Genomic DNA, 19,061 nt, shown 5'->3' with positions numbered 1-19,061 from the left:
CGAATTCAACCCGTTCGTGAAAGAGGCTGTAACCGAATTATTCGCCCCTACGCTTACGTCAGGCTGAATCAGTTCCGGGCCATCGCCACCAGCGCCTGTCGCACCGCGCCTGGGTTGCGGCAAGAAGCTGGGAACGCCAGCCAGTGGATGGCCTGACCGATGCGTAGATGAAAGCCTTCGCTATCAATACCGACCATTGAGGCCTCAGGAGCTGGCGGTAACCCTGCCCGCTCGACGTAATGGGCAATCGCCGCAGCATGGTCGCTATTCATATGCTCGAGCATTTCGCCTTCGCCACCATCAGCCTGGGCAAATGGATTGGCCAGAGCAACGTCGTCCAACCAGTGAATCGCACCGAAGCCACCGATGTAGCGCCAGCGCACCGGTTGCAGGACGCAGAAATCGAAATCGTGTACACGGTGGTAATCGCGTGACTCTGGGAAGTAGCGGTAGTAGCGCTCGGCTGCCGCGTCGATGGCCAGCGATTCGGTGAGCATCCGAGCCTCGGCCAGCATGGTCAGGCGGCCGGTTGCCTGCACGTCTTCAGCGCCGCGCTCTGCGATTAGCAACGAGCAACGAGCAACGCGGATCGGCTTTGAGGTTTTTCGTGTGCTGGGCAATTCGGCTGATCAGGATCAGCGGACAGCCGTTCTCGCTCAGGCAGTAGGGTACCGCCGACCCGAAGGGATATCCGGGCATCGCCTGGGAGTGCGTAGAGAGCACGCCACGGTATTCCTTGAGCAGGAGTTGTCGGGCATGCTTGACGGCTTCAGCGCTCACAGGGGCTCCTCGATAAGTTTGTTTGATTCAACGGGGTGCTCAGCATAACGGTTTCACCTGCTGGGGCGTCGTTTCTCGCAGCAGAACTACCAAAAGGAGATTCGCATGCAGCTCAAAGACAAGGTCATCATTATCACCGGTGGTGGCCAGGGCCTCGGACGCGCGATGGGGGAGTACCTCGCTGGCAAAGGCGCACGCCTGGCATTGGTCGACCTCAATCAGGATCGTCTGAACGAAGCTGTAGCGGCCTGCAAGAGCGCCGGTGGCGATGCGCGAGCCTATCTGTGCAACGTCGCCAATGAAGAACAGGTCAGCCACATGGTGAGCCAGGTCAGCGATGACTTCGGCGGCCTCGATGGCCTCGTCAACAATGCCGGCATCCTCCGTGATGGCCTGACCATCAAGGTAAAAGATGGCGAACTGTCAAAGATGAGCCTGGCGCAATGGCAGGCTGTAATCGACGTCAACCTGACCGGGGTATTCCTCTGCACCCGTGAGGTAGCGGCAAAAATGATCGAACTGAAGCGTCAGGGCGCGATCGTCAACATCTCCTCGATCTCGCGCGCCGGCAACATGGGCCAGGCGAACTACTCGGCTGCCAAGGCTGGTGTCGCTGCCGATACAGTGGTTTGGGCCAAGGAACTGGCGCGCTACGGCATACGCGTTGCGGGTGTTGCGCCGGGCTTCATCGAGACCGAAATGGTCGCCAGCATGAAACCCGAAGCACTCGAGAAGATGACGGCCGGCATTCCGCTCAAGCGACTCGGCAAGCCCATGGAGATCGCCCACTCGGTCGCGTACATTTTCGAGAACGACTATTACACCGGGCGAATTTTGGAGCTGGACGGCGGGTTGCGCCTGTAAAGACGCAAGTAAAAGCGACGCTTGACTGGGCGTCGCTTTTACATTTGCTGTCACTCCGCTGGCTCGTCCAGCCTCCGGCTTTTTCTTGCAGTTTGAAGCTTACCAACCTATCCCAAAGCCGATGCTGTAGCGCGTCTCGTCGAGATTGCTTTCCGCGCCACTGACGATATCTTTTTCGGCTTTCATATTGAGCGATGCCCAGTCGGTCACCTTGTAGCGCAGGCCCACCTCGGCATCGAGTTCGTAATCAGCGACATTCTCCAGCGGCTTGCCGATTTCGCCGTTACTGAACAGCTCGAACGTCTTGCCCACCAGATAACGGTTGTAGTCCCACTTCATGGCCAGCGAGTAGAAATTTTCCTTCTCTCCGCTCGCAAATTCGTAGTCACTGCGGTTGACCAGCGAAGCCAGGGAGAAAGCACCCAAGTCGTTGTCCCAGAACTGATAACCCGGACCGGTACCTATGGTGCGCTGACGGCGAATATCCTCGACCTTGTCGCGCTTGTATTCAAAACGCCCCTGCCAGAACCAGTGCTCATCGATAAAGCGGTCCAGCGCGTATTCGGCATCCCAGTTGTCCGTCGCGGTGACGCCATCGCGGTATTCACGGTTGTAATTGGCGATTGCGTTGTGGCGCCAAAGGCCATGACGCGCCGAGGTATCGAAGGATACGTCGTAGTCGTCGGTATCGGTTTCGGCGCGTTTGTAGTCCATTGCCACATCCACGTTACCCTTCCAGGTCAGATCCTGGATCAGCGGCTTCGGATGGATGATTTGCGAGATGCTGGCAAGCTCGACCGTGCGCGGTGCGCCGCCGTTGGTCAGAGTGACCTTGCCATCGTCGGCGGCCTGCAGCGATTTCGCCACTTCGCCTGTGACATCGTCCTGTTTGACCAGTAGTTGCTGATTGCTTTCCAGCGTTGCGACCTGACTCCATTTCACTGGAATCGAGCCGCCATAATCGGTCTCGATAAGTAATTTTCCGCCATCGAGCACGCTGATCTTTCCGGTCAGGCGATCACCATTTTTCAGCCATACGGTATCTGCGAGCGACGGCAGGGAGAATACGGAAAGGGACACGCAAAAAAGAGTTTTGGAGAACATAAAGTGCTGAAATTCTGGGGTAAGTGCGGTTAAAAGGCTGGCATTATCCCTATGCTTTTAATTACAGCAAGCACTGACCGCTGAACGGGGGCGTAGTTCATGTGCTGCTCTGATCGACAAGCCAGCCGTACATAGGAAGCATCTAGCATGATTGAGCAACCGCCTCTGTTACCGCCCGGTGCTGATGCCGAGTCCCGTCGCTCGGCCGTCTATTTGGTCATGGCACAAATACCTGAAGGCAAGGTCGTGAGCTATGGCGAACTGGCCGCCATGGCAGGGCTCGGCCGTGCAGCACGCTGGGTCGGCAGGCTGATGTCGCAACTACCCAATGACACCAGCCTGCCCTGGCACAGAGTGATCGCCGCCGGAGGGCGCCTAAGCCTGCCAGCCGGCAGCGCTGCCGGGCACGAACAGCGCATGCGCCTGCGCGCCGAAGGAGTGACCATCTTTAACGACCGCGTGGACATACGTCGGCACGGCTGGCATTCGGCGGAGTACAGCGGGTAGAGTGCGCGCTTCATGTTTATCTCCGTCCCGTCATATGTCCCGTGAAACCTGGCGCTCCGCCCTCGCCGCCTATGCCAGCCCTGCCTCGCTGACGTTACTGGTGCTCGGCTTCGCCGCAGGCCTCCCGGCAATTCTGGTGTTTTCAACGCTCTCGGTATGGCTGCGCGAAGCAGGCGTATCACGCGAAACCATCGGTTTTGCCAGCTGGATCAGCCTGGCCTACGCCTTCAAGTGGGTCTGGTCGCCGATGCTCGACCAATGGCGCCTGCCCTGGATCGGCGCGCTGGGCCGACGCCGCTCCTGGCTGGTGCTGTCACAGGCGGTGATTGCCATTGGCCTGGTCGGCATGGCGCTGTGTAACCCGCAACACAACCTGACGATGCTGATCGCCTTGGCCGTCGCGGTCGCCTTCGCCTCGGCGACCCAGGACATCGCCATCGATGCCTACCGCCTGGAGATCGCCGAAGACAAGCTGCAAGCGACGTTGGCAGCAAGCTACATGACCGGTTACCGCATCGCCATGCTACTGGCCAGCGCCGGCGCGTTATTTCTCGCTGAATGGCTAGGCTCGACCAACCTCGAGTACAGCCAGACCGCCTGGGCGACCACCTATATCGCCTTCGCCCTGCTGATTCTGCCGGGTCTGATCACCAGTCTGCTGATTCCGGAACCCCAAGGTGCGGCTCCGTTGCCCAATGAGCCCTCGAAGTTCAGCTTCAACCACCAGTTGGCAGCGGTTGGCCTGTTGCTGGTATTGCTCATTTCCGTGCCAGCGATGATCAACGCCCTGATTGCCCAGGCTTGGCCGCGCGCAACTCTATATCTACTGTTTATCATCGGTTCGCTGTCGCCTTGGGGCCGCTCTTTGCTGGTTCCGGTGCGACAAATGCTGCATCAGGCAGGTCAGCGCCAGCGCCCTGCTCGGTTCGATTTCGTTCACCAGGCGGTCTCGGTGATCGTGCTGATCATCCTGATGGTATCGACCACCGGCATGTTCCAGTCTTACTGGGGAGGTTACTGGCCACGCGGCACCATGTACCTGCTGATCTGCTGGGGCTGCCTGTCTGGGCCCGGCCGGGTGCTGATGGGCCCGGTCCTTACACCTATCACCGACTTCATCCTGCGCTATCGCTGGCAGGCTTTGCTGTTGCTGGGGCTGATTGCCACGTACCGGATGTCCGACACGGTGATGGGCGTCATGGCCAATGTCTTCTATATCGACCAAGGCTTTAGCAAGGATCAAATCGCCAGCGTCAGCAAGCTGTTCGGGTTAATCATGACCTTGCTCGGTGCGGCTTTCGGTGGTCTGTTGATCGTACGTTTCAGCATCCTGCCGATCCTGTTCCTCGGCGGAGTTGCATCCGCGGCAACCAATCTCATGTTCATGTTGCTGGTGGAAATGGGCGCGCACCTGAACATGCTGATCGTGACCATTTCCTGCGATAACTTCAGTGGTGGCCTGGCCTCCACCGCCTTCGTGGCCTACCTGTCGAGCCTGACCAACCTGAAGTTCTCGGCCACCCAGTACGCCTTGCTGAGTTCGTTGATGCTGCTGTTGCCACGCCTGCTCGGCGGCTACTCCGGTGTCATGGTGGAGCATCTCGGCTACAGCGACTTCTTCCTGGTTACCGCGTTGCTCGGCGTACCGACCCTTGTGCTGATCGTCTGGCAATGGTCACGCAGCCGCCGGCAACTGGATACGGCCGATCCGCAGGCCACCAACGAGCGCAGCTGAAAAAAAACCGGCACTTGCCGGTTTTTTTCCGATTGAACCTCAGCTCTGAACCAGATGCACCACACGCTGCGGAAACGGAATACCGATCCCCGCCTCGTCGAAGCTTTCCTTCACCCGCTCGGTAAATTCGAAAGTCACTGGCCAGAAGTCACCGGTTGCCACCCACACCCGTAGCGATAGATTCACCGAGTTATCAGCCAGGGCGGTGACATAGACCACCGGCTCTGGATCGCGCAGCACACGTTCGTCATCGGCGATTTCCAACAGAATCTTGCGTGCCAGCTTGATATCCGAGCCGTAATCGATACCGATATTGATATCGGCGCGACGACGCGGTTCACGGGAATAATTGGTGATGTGGCCGTTGGACAAGCTGCCGTTGGGCACCACGATGGTCTTGTTGTCGCCGGACTTGAGGATCGTATGGAAGATCTGAATTGAATGCACAGTCCCGGCGACACCTTGGGCTTCGATCCATTCACCCACGCGGATCGGGCGAAACAGCAGAATCAACACCCCGCCAGCAAAATTGGCCAGGCTGCCTTGCAGCGCTAGACCAATGGCCAGACCGGCCGCACCGATTACCGCGATAAACGAGGTCGTTTCCACCCCGATCATCGATGCCACGCTGACCAGCAGCAGGATCTTCAGCACGATGCCCGAAAGGCTCTCGATGAAACCGTGCAGCGAAGGATCGACCTGGCGTCGCTGTAGCAGACCGCCGAGCTTGCTGACGAGCTTGTTGATCAGCCACCAGCCAATCAGGAAGGTCGCTAGCGCCAGCAATAGCTGAGCACCGTATTGAAGAACGATCGGCAACCATGCCTCGGAAAGATCGACCAGATAATCGACACTGAAATCCATCAGTAGGAATCTCCTTAAGACACCGAACGATCCGGGAGGACCGCTCGGTTAAAGCGGGAAAGGCACGCTAGCGTGCAGGTAATCAGTCGCGGAAGTTGTTGAATTGCAGCGGCATGCCGAAATCCTTTGCTCGCAGCAGCGCGATGGCTTCCTGCAGATCGTCGCGCTTCTTGCCGGTTACCCGAACCTGCTCACCCTGGATAGCTGCCTGCACCTTGAGCTTGGCCTCTTTGATATAGGCGACGATCTTCTTCGCCAGCTCCTTGTCGATACCCTCGCGCAGCACGACATCTTGCTTGACTGATTTTCCGGAGGGGAACGGATCCTTGAATTCCAGACACTGGATATCAATCTTGCGCTTGACCAGGCTCAGCTTGAGGATTTCCAGCATCTGCTCAAGCTGGAAATCGGCATCCGCAGTCAAATGGACCGTCAGTTCCTTGAACTCGAAACTGCCTTTACCGCGCAGATCGTAACGCCGATCCAGTTCCTTGACAGCGTTGTCGACGGCGTTGGTGACTTCGTGCTTGTCCAATTCGGACACCACGTCGAACGAGGGCATGGGCTTCCTCCAGATAGAAACGGCGCGACGGTGTGATCCAGCGCGCTTAGCTTGACGGTTCAAATGCGCCATCATTATAACTGTTCAGGCCAGTAACGCCCGACCACCCATGTTATGGCAATCCCCCTCTTCACTGAGCTCATGCATGCCCAACCCTCAACTCAGCATTCTGGTGGTCGACGACGCCAAGTTTTCCAGCGTGATGATCGGTCGCGTCCTGTCCAAGGCCGGTTATGAAGATGTCCGCTTCGCCAATAGCGCCAGCGCCGCGTTGGAGCTGATCGAGCAGCGCCCAGCCAATGTTCTGCTCGCCGACTGGTTGATGCCTGAAATGGACGGCTTGGAACTAACCGGCCAGGTGCGCCAGCAGGACGAAATGTCCGATCACTACACCTATATCATCCTGCTTACCGGGCGCGACGGTCAGGACGTATTGAGCAAAGCTTTCGATCACGGCGTGGATGACTTCATTGGCAAGTCGGCGATGAACGATCAACTGGTGCCACGGGTTTACGCCGCTGATCGCATCTGCGGCTCCCTGCAGCGACTGATGCGGGAAAACCGTCTGCTGACCGAAAACATCGCCAGTCTTGAACAGCGCAACCTGATCGACCCGGTCACAGGCCTCGGCAACACACGTTATCTCAGGCAAAAACTCGGCGACAGCCTGCGTCAGATCGAAAGCCGTGGCGGAGCACTGTGCTACCTGGCGATCGGTCTTCCGGAAATCGCCAGCCAGCGGCAGCGCTACGGTGAACATTTCCATCATGAACTGCTGCGCGGTGTGGCGCGGCGCCTGCAGCAGCTGGTACGGCCGCTGGACATCCTCACTCGACTGGATGACAACCACTTCGGCCTGCTTGCTCTGGTAGACGATTTGCAAGGTTGCTCGCCAAGCAGCTTCAAACGTCTGCATGAGGGGCTGAACCTCAAGGCCTTCAAGACCAGCGAAGGCTTCATCTCGGTCAAGGCCGGCATCGGTCTGGTCAGCCTTGACGCGGATGCTCTACCCGTTGACCCGCGGCTGGTGTTCGAACGCGCGGAGGCTTTGCTGCCCGATGCATACACCACGGGCCGTATCGTCCCCCTGCGCTATAAACAACCTGCCTGATGACCGTTACCTGGCACGTTCTCGGCGCTGGGAGCCTCGGAGGGCTCTGGGCAACGCGCCTGTTCCGCGCCGGCATGCCGCTGCGGATCGTTCTGCGCAACTCTGGACGACTTGCCGATTACCACGCCGCCGGTGGCCTCAGCCTGACCGAGGATGGCGTGACCAATCTCTATCCAGTGCCCGCCGAACTGCCGGATGCCGCCGCGCCGATACGAAGGCTGCTGGTTGCCTGCAAAGCCTACGATGCCGAAGCCGCAATCGCCGAGGTGGCGCCACGGCTGTCGAAAGGTTCGGAAATCCTCCTGTTGCAGAACGGTCTGGGCAGTCAGCAAGCCATCGCGGCGCGCTGGCCAGAAAGCCGCTGCGTCTTCGTTTCCAGTACCGAAGGAGCCTACCGTCAGGCGGATTTCCAGATCGTACACGCCGGCCAAGGGCAGAACTGGCTTGGCGAACCCAACCATCGAAACCCACCGCCATGGCTGGATAAATTAGTCGCCGCAGGCATTCCGCACGACTGGACCGCCGACATCCTGGCCAAGTTGTGGCGCAAGCTGGCACTCAATTGTGCAATCAATCCGCTGACCGTTCTGCATGATTGCCGCAACGGTGAATTGCTGATTCACCGCGAACAGCTACACACGCTTTGCAACGAGCTCCGCGAAATACTCACGGCGTGCAATCAGGGCGATGCGGCCCGCGGGCTCGAAGAAGAAGTGCTGCGCGTAATCGAGGCCACTGCCAACAATTACTCGTCGATGCATCAGGACGTGCGAAGCGGGCGTCGGACCGAAATCAGCTTTCTGCTCGGCCAGGCCTGTCAGGCGGCTCGGCAGCATGGTCTGATGGCGGTCGAGCTGCACAAGCTGCTGGAGCAGCTTCAAACTTTCCTGCACCGTCACGGATTGCCCGCGGACTGAGGCACCGCTACCCTGCTGAAACACCCCTCGCCCGTGCCTGCCATGACCCTGCGCCAGCGTCTCGAAAATCTCCCGGTCGGCCGCAAGTTGCTGATCGCCCTGCTCGTACTGCTTGCTACGGTACTGCTGGTTTCCAACCTCGCATTCATCAGTGCCGCTTACTGGATCTCCCGTCAGAGCGTCGCGCCCCAGGCCATGCATACGCTCGGGGCACTATTTGCAACACCCGAACTGAGCAACCGCGCCCTCGAATCCGAAGCGGCTGCCAACGAACTGCTGCAGAAGTTGAACGACTACGCCCCGCTACGTGCAGCCATGATCTACGACAGCACTGGCCGAAGCCTGGCGCAACTGTATCGCGGCGACCCGCTGGACCTGCCGCAGCAGATCAGCAAGCTTCCGGCATGGCAGATGACCGAAATGCGCGCCAACCTATTGGTTGAGCTGCCGCAAGCAGCAGGCCCGCCGGGTCACTTTCTAATCGTCGCCAGCAGCGAATTGCCTGGCGCTTTCTATACCGGCACCCTGACCGCCAGCGTTGCAATTCTCGTGGCCAGTCTGTTGCTGTGGGTCTTGGTCGCGCGGCAGATACGCAGGTTGATCACCCGCCCGATCCGCGACCTTGAAGCCCTGTCCCGTCAGGTGACGCGTGAGGAAAACTACTCATTGCGGGCGACGCCCAGAAACCAGGACGAGATCGGTCACCTTGGCGATGCGTTCAACACCATGCTGTCGCGTATGGAGGCCCGCGAGCAGCAGCTCAAGCGCGCCCGAGACGATGCCCAGGACGCCTTTGACCATGCCCAGGGGCTGGCGGAGGAAACCCGTCACTCCAACCGCAAGCTGGAGCTGGAGGTTCAGGTCCGCAGCAAGATCGAAAAAAAGCTCACCGGCTTCCAGAACTACCTGAACAGCATCATCGACTCGATGCCATCGGTTCTGATCGCGTTAGACGAGCAACTCTACGTGACCCAGTGGAATCAGCAGGCCAGCGCGCTCTCCGGCACATCGATCGACGATGCATTGAACCAGCCGGTATTCATCGCCTTCGAACCGCTCAAGCCCTTTCTCACGCAAATTCGCCGTACGTCCGAACGGCATCAGGTGGAGACGATCGAGCGCGTCACCTGGGCCTTCAACGACCAGCCCCGGCATTACGCGCTGACACTCTATCCACTGATGGGAGGTGGCGGCCGCGGTGTGGTGATCCGCATCGACGACATCACCGAGCGCATCAATATGGAAGAAATCATGGTGCAGTCGGAAAAAATGCTTTCTGTGGGCAGCCTGGCCGCCGGCATGGCGCACGAGATCAACAACCCTCTCGGTGCCATTCTGCACAACGCACAGAACATCCGCCGACGCCTGTCTCCCGACTTGGAGCGAAACCGCGAGGCGGCCGATGAAACCGGCGTGTTGCTGGAAGCAGTCAACCAATATCTGCAGCGGCGGGAAATACCGCAGCTGCTCGATGGCATCCAACAAGCCGGCTCACGTGCGGCGAAGATCGTCAGCCATATGCTGAGCTTCAGTCGTCTGAGCAACCGGCAACTGGCTGAATGCCAACTGACCGTGTTGATCGACCAGGCGCTGGAGATCGCAGGCAACGACTTCGCCCTGATCGATAGCTTCGATTTTCGCTCCATCGAAATAGTCCGCGACTTCGATCCACAGGTAGATCGCGTGCCCTGCATCGGCAACGAACTCGAACAGGTATTGCTGAACCTGCTGAAAAACGCTGCGCAGGCCATTCACCAGAAACCCGAGCGGACGCGAGGGCAGATCATCCTGCGCACGCGGTTGAACCCGCCATGGGCCGAAATCCAGGTGGAAGACAACGGTGTCGGCATACCCGAACACATCCGCAAGCGAATCTTCGAGCCTTTTTTCACCACCAAGGAAGTAGGCCAGGGAACCGGGTTGGGACTTTCCGTCTCGTATTTCATCATCACCAACAATCACAAAGGCCAAATGGAAGTGCAGTGCAGGCCGGACCAGGGCACCACCTTTACCCTGCGTCTGCCGCTGGTATCGCCATCCGAGGCCAACGACAGCTGAATCAAGGAATCGCAGATGGGCAATCGACTTTCGAAAATCTACACACGCACCGGCGATACCGGAGAAACCGGACTGGCCGACGGCCGTCGCGTACCCAAAGATCACCCGCGGGTCGAAGCCATGGGCGAGATCGATACGCTCAATAGCCAGTTGGGCCTGCTACTCGCCGAGCTTGCCGAAGCCCAGGTGCAATGGCCGGATCTGGCTGAGCTGATCGAGGTATTAGCGCCTTGCCAACACCGCCTGTTCGATCTGGGTGGTGAACTGGCGATGCCGGAATATCAGGCGTTGACGGAAGCCGAGGTAGCCCGCCTGGAGGCCGCAATAGATCACTGGAATGCCGAACTCGGGCCGCTCGAAGACTTCATCATGCCCGGCGGCTCGCGACTGATTGCCCTCGCCCATCTATGCCGCAGCATGGCCCGCACCAGCGAAAGGCGCTGTCAGCAGCTCAACGCCGTGGAGCCGCTGCGCCCGGTTGGGCTGGCCTATCTCAATCGTTTGTCGGATCTACTGTTCGTCGTCGCACGACTGATCGCGCGTCGCCAGGGCTGTGCGGAAATTCTCTGGCACGCCGCTAACGCACCCGCCAATGCCGATGGCTGAACGCGCCGCAGACCAACGCCGATCCCTCGACGGGCTGCACGCCGCCTGGGAAACGTTCATCGTTCTGTTGGTCTGCATCAACCTGGGACTGATCCTGTTCGACAGCCTGTTCATCGTGCAGCCGATCAACCAGATGTTCGCCAGCTGGTTGCCTGGATTGCATCGGCAATACGAGACGATCGTCCACCGCAACTTCCAACTGATCGATCTATGTTTCGTCGCGGTATTCATTCTCGATGTGATCCTTGGCTGGACCGTTGCGTTGTTCGAACGGCGCTATGCGCGCTGGTACTACTACCCCTTCGCACACTGGTACGACGTGCTCGGCTGCATTCCGCTAAGCGGGTTCCGCTGGTTACGTGTGTTGCGGGTAGGCAGTTTGCTGATCCGTCTTCAGCGGCTGGGCCTGATCGACATCCGCAGCTGGGCTGTCTACGGATTGGTCAAACGCTACTACTTGATGCTGCTGGAGGAGCTTGCGGACCGGGTTATGGTGCGCCTGTTCAGCCGCCTGCAGCAGGAGATCGGTGCCAGCGATGACCTATCCCGACGCTTGCTGCAAGAAGTCGTGCGGCCGCGCAAGGAGCGCTTGCTGAATGATTTGTCACGGCGGTTGCAGGGGATGCTGGAGAGCGGCTACCGCGACCATCGTGGCGCCATCGAAGGTTATGTGGGCGGATTGATTCACCAGGCACTTGCGAACAACCCCGAGGTGGCCAGCCTGCGCCGCCTACCATTGGGTGGCAGAGTCGCCGACACCTTGGACGAGGCGCTCGCCGATATTGCTGCACGGCTGCTGCAAGGTGCGGCGGACGGGCTGCAGAGTCCGCAATTCCAGCGATTGGCACGCAGCCTGGCCGACGAGTTTTTCGAAGCCTGGGTCTATCAGGATGAGGACACTGACTTGGCCCTGGAAGAGCTGCTGGTGGACGTTATCGAGGTGCTCAAGCAGCAAGTGCTCGATCGCCGCTGGAGCCGCTTCGTCGGTCCGATCCAGCCGCCTACTCCGCCAGGCTAGGATCTTGCGGCAGCCGCAGCGCCTTCCTGCTGATCCAGGCGCGCACCAACCACCATCTCGGTCGCCCACTTGACCAGGATGTCCGTATAGGCCTTTTGGCAACAATCGCTGGTCAAGGCGTGATCTGCACCCAGGATGATGCGGTGGGTCAGCGAGTGAGTCTGATGGAACGCCGCACGGTAGTTCATGATCGTCGTATGCGGGACCAGATGATCATGCTCCGACTCGACGATCAGCACGTCGCCGTGAAACGAGGCGCAGGCCGCTAGCGCCCGATTCTCTTCGGCAACGACACGCCGACCGCGCAGCTGATTGAGCAAATCACGATTTAGTTGACGCTTGGGCACCATCCAATCGTCGTCCGAGTACAGCGCCGGTACGCGCATGGCTAACCATTTCACGGGTCGCAAGGAGGTGAGTAGCGCCGCCAGATATCCCCCATAGCTAGTGCCAACCACGGCGATGGCCGATGAGTCGATGTTCGGGTGCTGCACCAACAGGTCGTAGGCGGCCAATAGATCGTTCAGGTTCTGCTCGCGCGTGACGGTCTGCTGTTGCGCCAAGGTCAGGGCATGCCCACGCAGGTCGAACGACAGACAAATGCAGCCGAGACCGGCGATGCCTCTGGCGCGCGTCAGGTCGCGTTCCTGGCTGCCACCCCAGCCGTGCACGAAGAGCACACCGGGTAGTTTGGTCGGAGGCGACAGAAATGTACCGGCGATGTGTTCGTCGTCAACCAGGATGTCTACGCTTTCACTGTGGGTTGCCATGATCCCTCACCGTTACGTACTTGGTTATGAAGCCGACATCGGCGTCTTCATCGCGAAACAGCACGATTGCGCCAGGCGGGACGCTTTGCGCCTCACCGTAAAGCTCTACGGTGGAGGCCTGAACTACACCGCTCGCGCCCTTACTGAAGGCTTCGAGCGCAGCGATTTCCGCCCCACTGGCGCCGCCGATTCGCCAGGATTGCTCCAGCACACCGGAACAGGCACGCCCGCGCCCGTCGATGCCCTGGGCGACGTCGTAGTTGCGGCGGGACGCGAAAAAGCCTCGGAAGCACGCTGATGCGGCTTCGTCGTAGACCTGCGCCTGCATCACTGCCAATCGAGCCTTTTCCGGCAGATCGAGCCCCAACAGGGTGTCGTAATCACCGTCACAAACCACCAGATCCGACCCGCCGTAAACCGTTTCGCCACTGTTGTCCTGCGTCAGACGCTGGGTGCCGTAGTAGCTGACGGTCTTACCGGCAACGCGAATCTGCCCAACGCTAAAGGTGGTCACATGTTCCAGATTGGCTTCAAGGACCAAACCGTGGCGAGCCAGCTCCTGCTCGTCGATGTGCTCGAGTGCCTGATCCAATTCCTTATCGGTGCTGATCTGCGCCTGCCCTCGGCCTCCTGTGGCTAACACAGGTTTCAACCGCAGCGGGCCTTCGTGCAACAGTCGCCGCCCAGCCTCGCGGGCGTCAGGCAGCGAAAAAACGCTATAGCCAGGCAGTACGCTGCCCGTGACCCGGCTGGCGAAGTCGCGCGACCAGCCAAAGGGCGCGTCGGCATCGGGCCGTATCAGCGGATGAGTGATGGCCTTTGTCTCGATGAAGGCCTGCGGCACCACGCCACCGAACAGGTCCTCTTCGCTTTCGAGACCCAATTCACGCGCCGCATCCATGCCGACAATGGTGCCTGGCGGCACGAAGTAGAGCGGATGTGAATAGTCGATGTCGCGGTCGTACTCGCCCATGAACGCCAGCCCCTGAAGCGCAGCAAGTCTCCTTGCGAGCTGCTCGTGGACGACCTTCTCGTGTAGCGGGTAACTGGATCGATTGGCCAGGGTGACCACCACCCGGCGGGGCATGTGCGGCGCATCCGCATTGATCATCTGTGGGCTCGCTCCATGGACTGCTGGTACATGTACGACGGCTGGACGATCGCCACCCGTTTCGCTCGTGATCCACCCGAGCCAAAGCGGTTCCGGTGTATTGGGTAGACCGTGGATGACGCCGATCTATCCTCGTGATCGCCTCGATAACACGCTGCTCTGCAGCCGGCACGAACAAAAAAGGGGGAGCAGACCGAAATCTGCTCCCCCTTTTCGTTACCGCTGCGCTCAGTCTTCGACGGAGCTGCGGATCAGGTGGTCGAAGGCACTCAGCGAAGCCTTGGCGCCTTCGCCAACCGCGATGACGATCTGCTTGTACGGCACAGTGGTGACGTCGCCGGCGGCGAAGATGCCCGGCAGCGAGGTCTCGCCACGCGCATCGACGATGATTTCGCCCCGCGAGGTCAATTCCACCGTGCCTTTCAGCCAGTCGGTGTTGGGCAGCAGGCCAATTTGCACGAAGATCCCTTCGAGCTCCAGATTGTGGAACTCGCTGGAGTTGCGGTCCTTGTAGACCAGGCCGTTGACCTTCTGACCATCACCGGTGACTTCGCTGGTCAGCGCACTGGTGATTACGGTGACGTTAGGCAGGCTGTGGAGCTTCTTCTGCAGCACGGCATCGGCACGCAGCTGGCTGTCGAACTCGAGCAGCGTCACCTGAGCGACGATGCCGGCCAGGTCGATGGCCGCTTCCACGCCGGAGTTGCCGCCACCGATCACCGCTACACGCTTGCCCTTGAACAGCGGGCCATCGCAATGCGGGCAGTAGGCAACGCCACGGCCGCGGTATTCCTGCTCGCCCGGCACGTTCATTTCGCGCCAGCGGGCACCCGTGGCTAGAATCAGCGTCTTGGCCTTGAGCGAGCCGCCATTCTCCAGCTTGATCTCGTGCAGTCCGCCTTCGCCGGTAGCCGGTATCAGAGCCGCAGCGCGCTGCAGATTCATGATGTCGACGTCGTATTCGCGCACATGGTTTTCCAGCGCACGGGCCAGTTTCGGGCCTTCGGTCTCGTTGACCGAGATGAAATTCTCGATGGCCATGGTGTCAAGCACCTGACCGCCGAAGCGCTCGGCGGCGACACCGGTGCGGATGCCCTTACGCGCCGCGTAGATGGCCGCTGCGGCACCAGCCGGCCCACCGCCAACAACAAGCACGTCAAAGGCGTCCTTGGCGCTGAGTTTTTCGGCATCGCGTGCCGAGGCGCCGGTGTCGAGCTTGGCGAGAATTTCTTCTTCGCCCATGCGGCCCTGGCCGAACAGCTCGCCGTTGAGGTAGATGCTCGGCACGGACATGACCTGACGGCGCTCGACTTCATCCTGAAACAGCGCACCATCGATGGCGACATGGCGGATGTTCGGGTTGAGCACGGCCATCAGATTCAGCGCCTGGACCACGTCCGGGCAGTTCTGGCAGGACAGCGAGAAGTAGGTTTCGAAGTGGTATTCGCCTTCGATGCTCTTGATCTGCTCGATCACGTCCGCCGCGGTCTTCGACGGATGACCGCCGACCTGCAGCAGGGCGAGCACCAATGAGGTGAATTCGTGGCCCATCGGGATACCGGCGAAACGCAGGCTGATGTTGCCACCGATACGATTGAGCGCGAACGACGGGCGACGCGCATCGTCACCATCGGTGCGCAGCGTGATTTTGTCGCTCAGGCCGGTGATGTCTTCCAGCAAGGCGAGCATTTCCTGGGATTTCTCGCCGTCATCGAGGGACGCGACGATCTCGAACGGCTGAGTGACCTTTTCCAGGTAGGTTTTCAACTGGGTTTTGAGATTGGTGTCCAACATGAGCAGCGGTACCCTTTTTGCAGAAATCGGTTAATAAAACGCCCGGACGGTTCGCGCCCAGGCGTTTGGCATCCCCGACCGACGATCCGGCCGAGAACGGCACTGCAGGCGCTGCGGCTAAGCGCAGCGCTTACCGGCCATTTAGATCTTGCCGACCAGGTCCAGGGATGGAGCCAGGGTCTTCTCGCCTTCCTTCCACTTCGCCGGGCAAACTTCACCCGGATGCGCAGCGGTGTACTGGGCAGCTTTCAGCTTGCGCAGGGTTTCGCTGACGTCACGAGCGATCTCGTTGGAATGGATTTCAACGGTCTTGATCACGCCTTCCGGGTTAATCAGGAAGGTGCCGCGCAGCGCCAGACCTTCTTCAGCGATGTGTACGCCGAAAGCGTTGGTCAGCTGATGAGTCGGGTCGCCGATCAGCGGAAACTGGGCCTTGCCAACAGCCGGGGAAGTCTCGTGCCAAACTTTGTGCGAGAAATGGGTATCGGTGGTGACGATGTACACCTCGGTACCGGCCTTCTGGAATTCGGCATAGCTATTGGCAGCGTCTTCGATCTCGGTCGGGCAGTTGAAGGTGAAGGCTGCCGGCATGAAGATCAGCACCGACCACTTACCTTTCAAGGATTGTTCGGTGACTTCGATGAACTTGCCATTATGGAAAGCGTTGACTTTGAACGGCTGGACTTGGGTGTTGACCAGAGACATCTATTAACTCCTTGGGGATTGATAAATTGACGGGCGCTACGATAACGCAGCTGGTCGCATATGGTTAATTGATTGAGAACATAGCAACGATAAAATTCCGCTATCACTGCAATATCTACAACGCCGACGAATACGACAACGTCATTGAAGGGCAATTCGGAGCAGGGCTTTCGAGTTGTGCCGAGGTGATGGCCAACGGTTAACAACCCCAATCGTTTACCCCGGCCAGAATGCCCGGATGGCTGCGACACCTTGACCGCCCGCATGTAAGGCCTTTTCGAGTTCGGCGGGGCCAAGGCCGCCCAACAGATAAGCAGGCTGGTTGAAGCCTAACAGCAATTCAGCGGCGCGTGGCCAGCCCAAAGGCGGTACCTCAGGGTGAGTGGTAGTACGCAGCACAGGAGAGAGCGTGATGAAATCGACCCCAATTGTCGAGGCCATATCCAGTTCAGCGGCGTCATGGCAGGACGCCGCGAGCCATTGCCCGACCGGGACCGGTCTGCCTCGTCCAGCATGTTGCCGCAACTGCTCAGCCGTCAGATGCCAACCGGCAGCCGGAAACTCGCCCACCCATTCCAAAGGGCCCTTCAGCATCAGTTGGGCGCGCCCGACACACAGCTCCATGACGTCGGTCGCCAACGCTCGGTAATCGAGGAGAGACAGGGATGGCGCTCGCAACTGAATCAGCCGAACGCCGGTATCCAGTGCCAGGGCCAATCCGTTCAGCAGCTGTTGCGGAGAAAGACCGTCAGGGGTAATCAGGTAGCGATCCGGCAAACGCGCTGCAGCGACTATCGGCCGGTTCGCCGCAGGAAAGTTGTAGCCCGGCAAATCAGCAGGCTCCACCCATGCCAGCGGCTGGCCCTCGGCGCCATGCGGTTCGCCGGAGAACGCCAACACGTCCCAGACATCCAGCAGAACCTGCTTGTCCGGATAATCGTGACGCACTTGAATCAGCGGGCGGGCCTTGGTGACCGTGATCCCCAGCTCTTCGTGCAGTTCGCGCGCCAGGGCGGTCTCAACGGTTTCGCCGGCCTCGACCTTGCCGCCAGGGAACTCCCATAGCCCGCCTTGGTGCTTATCGAGCGCCCGCTTGGCGATTAACACTAGGCCGTCGGTGGAACGGATCACCGCGGCGGCGACATGGATTCGGTTCATGCTTCAACAGCTCCAAGCCGCACGCTATAAGCCCCAAGCAGAAGCCGATGCGCGAATTGCAGCTTGTGGCTTGCCGTTTTCCGCTGCGCCTCAGGTGCGATATTCGGCATTGATACGCACGTACTCGTGGGATAGATCGGTCGTCCAAATGGTCTCGCTGCAGCTGCCACGCCCCAGCTCGATGCGAATTTCAATTTCCTCTTCGGCCATCACCGCAGCACCCTGCTCTTCGGTGTAGCTGGGCGAACGGCCGCCTTTGCTGGCGATGCACACCGCGCCCAGGTACACGTCGATCTTGCTGACGTCCAGTTCAGGCACTCCAGCTCGGCCAACCGCTGCCAGGATACGGCCCCAGTTCGGATCGGAAGCGAATAGCGCGGTTTTGATCAGCGGCGAATGCGCGACGGCGTAACCGACATCAAGGCATTCCTGATGATTCTTGCCGCCGTTGACCATCACCGTGACGAACTTGGTCGCACCCTCGCCATCACGCACAATGGATTGCGCAACCTCCATGCTCACCTCGAACACCGCCTGCTTGAGCTTTATGAAAAGCTCGCCACTGGCTTCGGTGATTTCCGGCAAGCCGGCCTGGCCGGTCGCGACCAGCATGCAGCAATCGTTGGTGGAGGTATCGCCATCAATGGTGATGCGGTTGAAGGATTTGTTCGCCGCATCGCGCAGCAGGTCTTGCAGAACGCCCTGCGCAACCTTGGCGTCGGTCGCAATGTAGCCAAGCATTGTCGCCATGTTCGGGCGGATCATGCCGGCGCCTTTTGATATACCGGTAACAGTGACGATAACACCGTGATGTTCAAACTGCCGGCTGGCACCCTTCGGCAGAGTATCGGTAGTCATGATACCGGTCGCCGCTTCGGCCCAATGGTTTTCGTCGAGATCAGCCAGGGCCGCCGGTAACGCCGCCTCGATCTTGTCCACCGGCAGAGGCTCGCCGATCACGCCAGTGGAAAACGGCAAAATAGCACTATCTTCGACGTCCGCCAGCTTGGCCAGACTGGAACAGCTGCGAATCGCTGCTTGCATACCCGGCTCGCCAGTACCAGCGTTGGCATTGCCGGTATTGGTCAGCAGATAGCGGACAGTTCCCTGCGCGCGCTGTTTGGCAAGGATGACCGGCGCGGCGCAGAAGGCGTTGAGCGTGAATACGCCCGCGATCGTCGAACCTTCTGCACAGCGCATCACCACGACGTCCTTGCGCCCCGGCCGCTTGATGCCGGCCGAAGCGATGCCGAGTTCAAAACCCGGGACAGGATGCAATATAGGTAAGGGACCAAGACCGACAGCCATTGATGCGCTCCTTTGAGAAGGATAGATGGCCTTCGGCCACCGGGAATCAGGGAGAAAAACGCCGCGAGCGGCTAAGCCGGTCGCGGCGC

The 19,061-nt window shown here is 59.6% G+C and carries 17 protein-coding genes and 1 pseudogene; 8 read left to right on the top strand and 10 right to left on the bottom strand.

Going from position 1 to position 19,061, the window contains the following annotated elements; genetic code table 11:
* Positions 1 to 68: 68 nt before the first annotated feature.
* Positions 69 to 780 (bottom strand): annotated as a pseudogene (locus tag D7241_RS01610) (HugZ family protein).
* Between the two features lie 105 nt (positions 781 to 885).
* On the opposite strand from D7241_RS01610, the gene D7241_RS01605 reads away from it, so the two are divergent.
* Positions 886 to 1,644 carry an SDR family oxidoreductase gene (locus tag D7241_RS01605; RefSeq protein ID WP_255983415.1) on the top strand — a complete coding sequence of 253 codons (759 nt, stop codon included), beginning with the start codon at positions 886 to 888 and terminating at the stop codon, positions 1,642 to 1,644.
* Between the two features lie 99 nt (positions 1,645 to 1,743).
* On the opposite strand, the gene D7241_RS01600 is transcribed toward D7241_RS01605, so the two are convergent.
* Positions 1,744 to 2,748, bottom strand: a complete 1,005-nt coding sequence (locus D7241_RS01600) for a DUF481 domain-containing protein (protein ID WP_255983417.1) — start codon at positions 2,746 to 2,748, stop codon at positions 1,744 to 1,746.
* Between the two features lie 147 nt (positions 2,749 to 2,895).
* Here D7241_RS01600 and D7241_RS01595 point away from each other — a divergent pair, with 147 nt between their 5' ends.
* Together D7241_RS01595 and D7241_RS01590 are read left to right on the top strand one after the other, a co-directional pair.
* A complete protein-coding gene (locus D7241_RS01595) occupies positions 2,896 to 3,255 on the top strand; it encodes an MGMT family protein (protein ID WP_255983419.1) in 360 nt (119 codons plus the stop codon).
* Between the two features lie 34 nt (positions 3,256 to 3,289).
* On the top strand, positions 3,290 to 4,990 hold the full coding sequence (locus tag D7241_RS01590) for an AmpG family muropeptide MFS transporter (RefSeq protein WP_408100031.1): 1,701 nt from the start codon (positions 3,290 to 3,292) through the stop codon (positions 4,988 to 4,990).
* A gap of 39 nt (positions 4,991 to 5,029) precedes the next feature.
* Here D7241_RS01590 and D7241_RS01585 read toward each other — a convergent pair whose 3' ends face one another.
* Positions 5,030 to 5,854 carry a mechanosensitive ion channel family protein gene (locus D7241_RS01585; protein WP_255983422.1) on the bottom strand — a complete coding sequence of 275 codons (825 nt, stop codon included), beginning with the start codon at positions 5,852 to 5,854 and terminating at the stop codon, positions 5,030 to 5,032.
* Positions 5,855 to 5,936: 82 nt separating this feature from the next.
* On the bottom strand, positions 5,937 to 6,416 hold the full coding sequence (locus D7241_RS01580; protein ID WP_255983424.1) for a YajQ family cyclic di-GMP-binding protein: 480 nt from the start codon (positions 6,414 to 6,416) through the stop codon (positions 5,937 to 5,939).
* Between the two features lie 145 nt (positions 6,417 to 6,561).
* On the opposite strand from D7241_RS01580, the gene D7241_RS01575 reads away from it, so the two are divergent.
* From D7241_RS01575 to D7241_RS01555, 5 genes are read left to right on the top strand one after another with little or no spacing between them, the layout of a single operon-like run.
* Positions 6,562 to 7,527 (top strand): response regulator, encoded by a 966-nt coding sequence (locus D7241_RS01575; protein ID WP_408100030.1) that lies wholly within the window; start codon positions 6,562 to 6,564, stop codon positions 7,525 to 7,527.
* A complete protein-coding gene (locus D7241_RS01570; RefSeq protein ID WP_408100029.1) occupies positions 7,527 to 8,444 on the top strand; it encodes a putative 2-dehydropantoate 2-reductase in 918 nt (305 codons plus the stop codon). The genes D7241_RS01575 and D7241_RS01570 overlap by 1 nt, the downstream gene beginning before the upstream one ends.
* Before the next feature lie 42 nt (positions 8,445 to 8,486).
* Positions 8,487 to 10,502, top strand: coding sequence for an ATP-binding protein (locus tag D7241_RS01565; protein ID WP_408100028.1), 2,016 nt, complete (start codon positions 8,487 to 8,489; stop codon positions 10,500 to 10,502).
* 15 nt (positions 10,503 to 10,517) lie between these two features.
* Positions 10,518 to 11,108, top strand: coding sequence for a cob(I)yrinic acid a,c-diamide adenosyltransferase (locus D7241_RS01560; RefSeq protein ID WP_408100027.1), 591 nt, complete (start codon positions 10,518 to 10,520; stop codon positions 11,106 to 11,108).
* A complete protein-coding gene (locus D7241_RS01555) occupies positions 11,101 to 12,126 on the top strand; it encodes an ion transporter (protein WP_408100026.1) in 1,026 nt (341 codons plus the stop codon). Before D7241_RS01560 ends, D7241_RS01555 begins: the two co-directional genes overlap by 8 nt.
* Here D7241_RS01555 and D7241_RS01550 read toward each other — a convergent pair.
* From D7241_RS01550 to argJ, 6 genes are all read right to left on the bottom strand, one after another.
* Positions 12,123 to 12,896 carry a S9 family peptidase gene (locus D7241_RS01550; protein WP_255983436.1) on the bottom strand — a complete coding sequence of 258 codons (774 nt, stop codon included), beginning with the start codon at positions 12,894 to 12,896 and terminating at the stop codon, positions 12,123 to 12,125. The genes D7241_RS01555 and D7241_RS01550 overlap by 4 nt on opposite strands.
* Positions 12,880 to 14,007, bottom strand: coding sequence for a DUF3182 family protein (locus tag D7241_RS01545; RefSeq protein ID WP_408100025.1), 1,128 nt, complete (start codon positions 14,005 to 14,007; stop codon positions 12,880 to 12,882). Before D7241_RS01545 ends, D7241_RS01550 begins: the two co-directional genes overlap by 17 nt.
* Before the next feature lie 228 nt (positions 14,008 to 14,235).
* Positions 14,236 to 15,801: an alkyl hydroperoxide reductase subunit F gene (ahpF, locus tag D7241_RS01540; RefSeq protein WP_408100024.1), complete on the bottom strand. Its 1,566-nt coding sequence runs from the start codon at positions 15,799 to 15,801 to the stop codon at positions 14,236 to 14,238.
* A gap of 141 nt (positions 15,802 to 15,942) precedes the next feature.
* Complete coding sequence (gene ahpC, locus D7241_RS01535; protein ID WP_255983443.1) at positions 15,943 to 16,506, bottom strand: alkyl hydroperoxide reductase subunit C; 564 nt, start codon at positions 16,504 to 16,506, stop codon at positions 15,943 to 15,945.
* Positions 16,507 to 16,722: 216 nt separating this feature from the next.
* Positions 16,723 to 17,664 carry a Nudix family hydrolase gene (locus D7241_RS01530; protein WP_408100023.1) on the bottom strand — a complete coding sequence of 314 codons (942 nt, stop codon included), beginning with the start codon at positions 17,662 to 17,664 and terminating at the stop codon, positions 16,723 to 16,725.
* Between the two features lie 90 nt (positions 17,665 to 17,754).
* A complete protein-coding gene (gene argJ, locus D7241_RS01525; RefSeq protein WP_408100022.1) occupies positions 17,755 to 18,972 on the bottom strand; it encodes a bifunctional glutamate N-acetyltransferase/amino-acid acetyltransferase ArgJ in 1,218 nt (405 codons plus the stop codon).
* Between the last annotated feature and the right edge of the window lie 89 nt (positions 18,973 to 19,061).

Origin of the sequence: Stutzerimonas sp. VN223-3, from assembly GCF_045999685.1 — a bacterium.
GTDB classification, from domain to species: domain Bacteria; phylum Pseudomonadota; class Gammaproteobacteria; order Pseudomonadales; family Pseudomonadaceae; genus Stutzerimonas; species Stutzerimonas stutzeri_AR.
Note: the sequence above shows the minus strand (reverse complement) of the source record. Positions and strands in the feature narration are given on the sequence as shown.

Coding starts and splice junctions, on each gene's coding strand:
- D7241_RS01600 (WP_255983417.1), bottom strand. CDS start 2,748: ATGTTCTCCAAAACTCTTTTTTGCGTGTCCCTTTCCGTATTCTCCCTG.
- D7241_RS01590 (WP_408100031.1), top strand. CDS start 3,290: ATGTCCCGTGAAACCTGGCGCTCCGCCCTCGCCGCCTATGCCAGCCCT.
- D7241_RS01575 (WP_408100030.1), top strand. CDS start 6,562: ATGCCCAACCCTCAACTCAGCATTCTGGTGGTCGACGACGCCAAGTTT.
- argJ (WP_408100022.1), bottom strand. CDS start 18,972: ATGGCTGTCGGTCTTGGTCCCTTACCTATATTGCATCCTGTCCCGGGT.
- ahpF (WP_408100024.1), bottom strand. CDS start 15,801: ATGTTGGACACCAATCTCAAAACCCAGTTGAAAACCTACCTGGAAAAG.
- D7241_RS01585 (WP_255983422.1), bottom strand. CDS start 5,854: ATGGATTTCAGTGTCGATTATCTGGTCGATCTTTCCGAGGCATGGTTG.
- D7241_RS01555 (WP_408100026.1), top strand. CDS start 11,101: ATGGCTGAACGCGCCGCAGACCAACGCCGATCCCTCGACGGGCTGCAC.
- D7241_RS01530 (WP_408100023.1), bottom strand. CDS start 17,664: ATGAACCGAATCCATGTCGCCGCCGCGGTGATCCGTTCCACCGACGGC.
- D7241_RS01580 (WP_255983424.1), bottom strand. CDS start 6,416: ATGCCCTCGTTCGACGTGGTGTCCGAATTGGACAAGCACGAAGTCACC.
- D7241_RS01545 (WP_408100025.1), bottom strand. CDS start 14,007: ATGATCAATGCGGATGCGCCGCACATGCCCCGCCGGGTGGTGGTCACC.
- D7241_RS01550 (WP_255983436.1), bottom strand. CDS start 12,896: ATGGCAACCCACAGTGAAAGCGTAGACATCCTGGTTGACGACGAACAC.
- D7241_RS01605 (WP_255983415.1), top strand. CDS start 886: ATGCAGCTCAAAGACAAGGTCATCATTATCACCGGTGGTGGCCAGGGC.
- D7241_RS01595 (WP_255983419.1), top strand. CDS start 2,896: ATGATTGAGCAACCGCCTCTGTTACCGCCCGGTGCTGATGCCGAGTCC.
- D7241_RS01560 (WP_408100027.1), top strand. CDS start 10,518: ATGGGCAATCGACTTTCGAAAATCTACACACGCACCGGCGATACCGGA.
- ahpC (WP_255983443.1), bottom strand. CDS start 16,506: ATGTCTCTGGTCAACACCCAAGTCCAGCCGTTCAAAGTCAACGCTTTC.
- D7241_RS01570 (WP_408100029.1), top strand. CDS start 7,527: ATGACCGTTACCTGGCACGTTCTCGGCGCTGGGAGCCTCGGAGGGCTC.
- D7241_RS01565 (WP_408100028.1), top strand. CDS start 8,487: ATGACCCTGCGCCAGCGTCTCGAAAATCTCCCGGTCGGCCGCAAGTTG.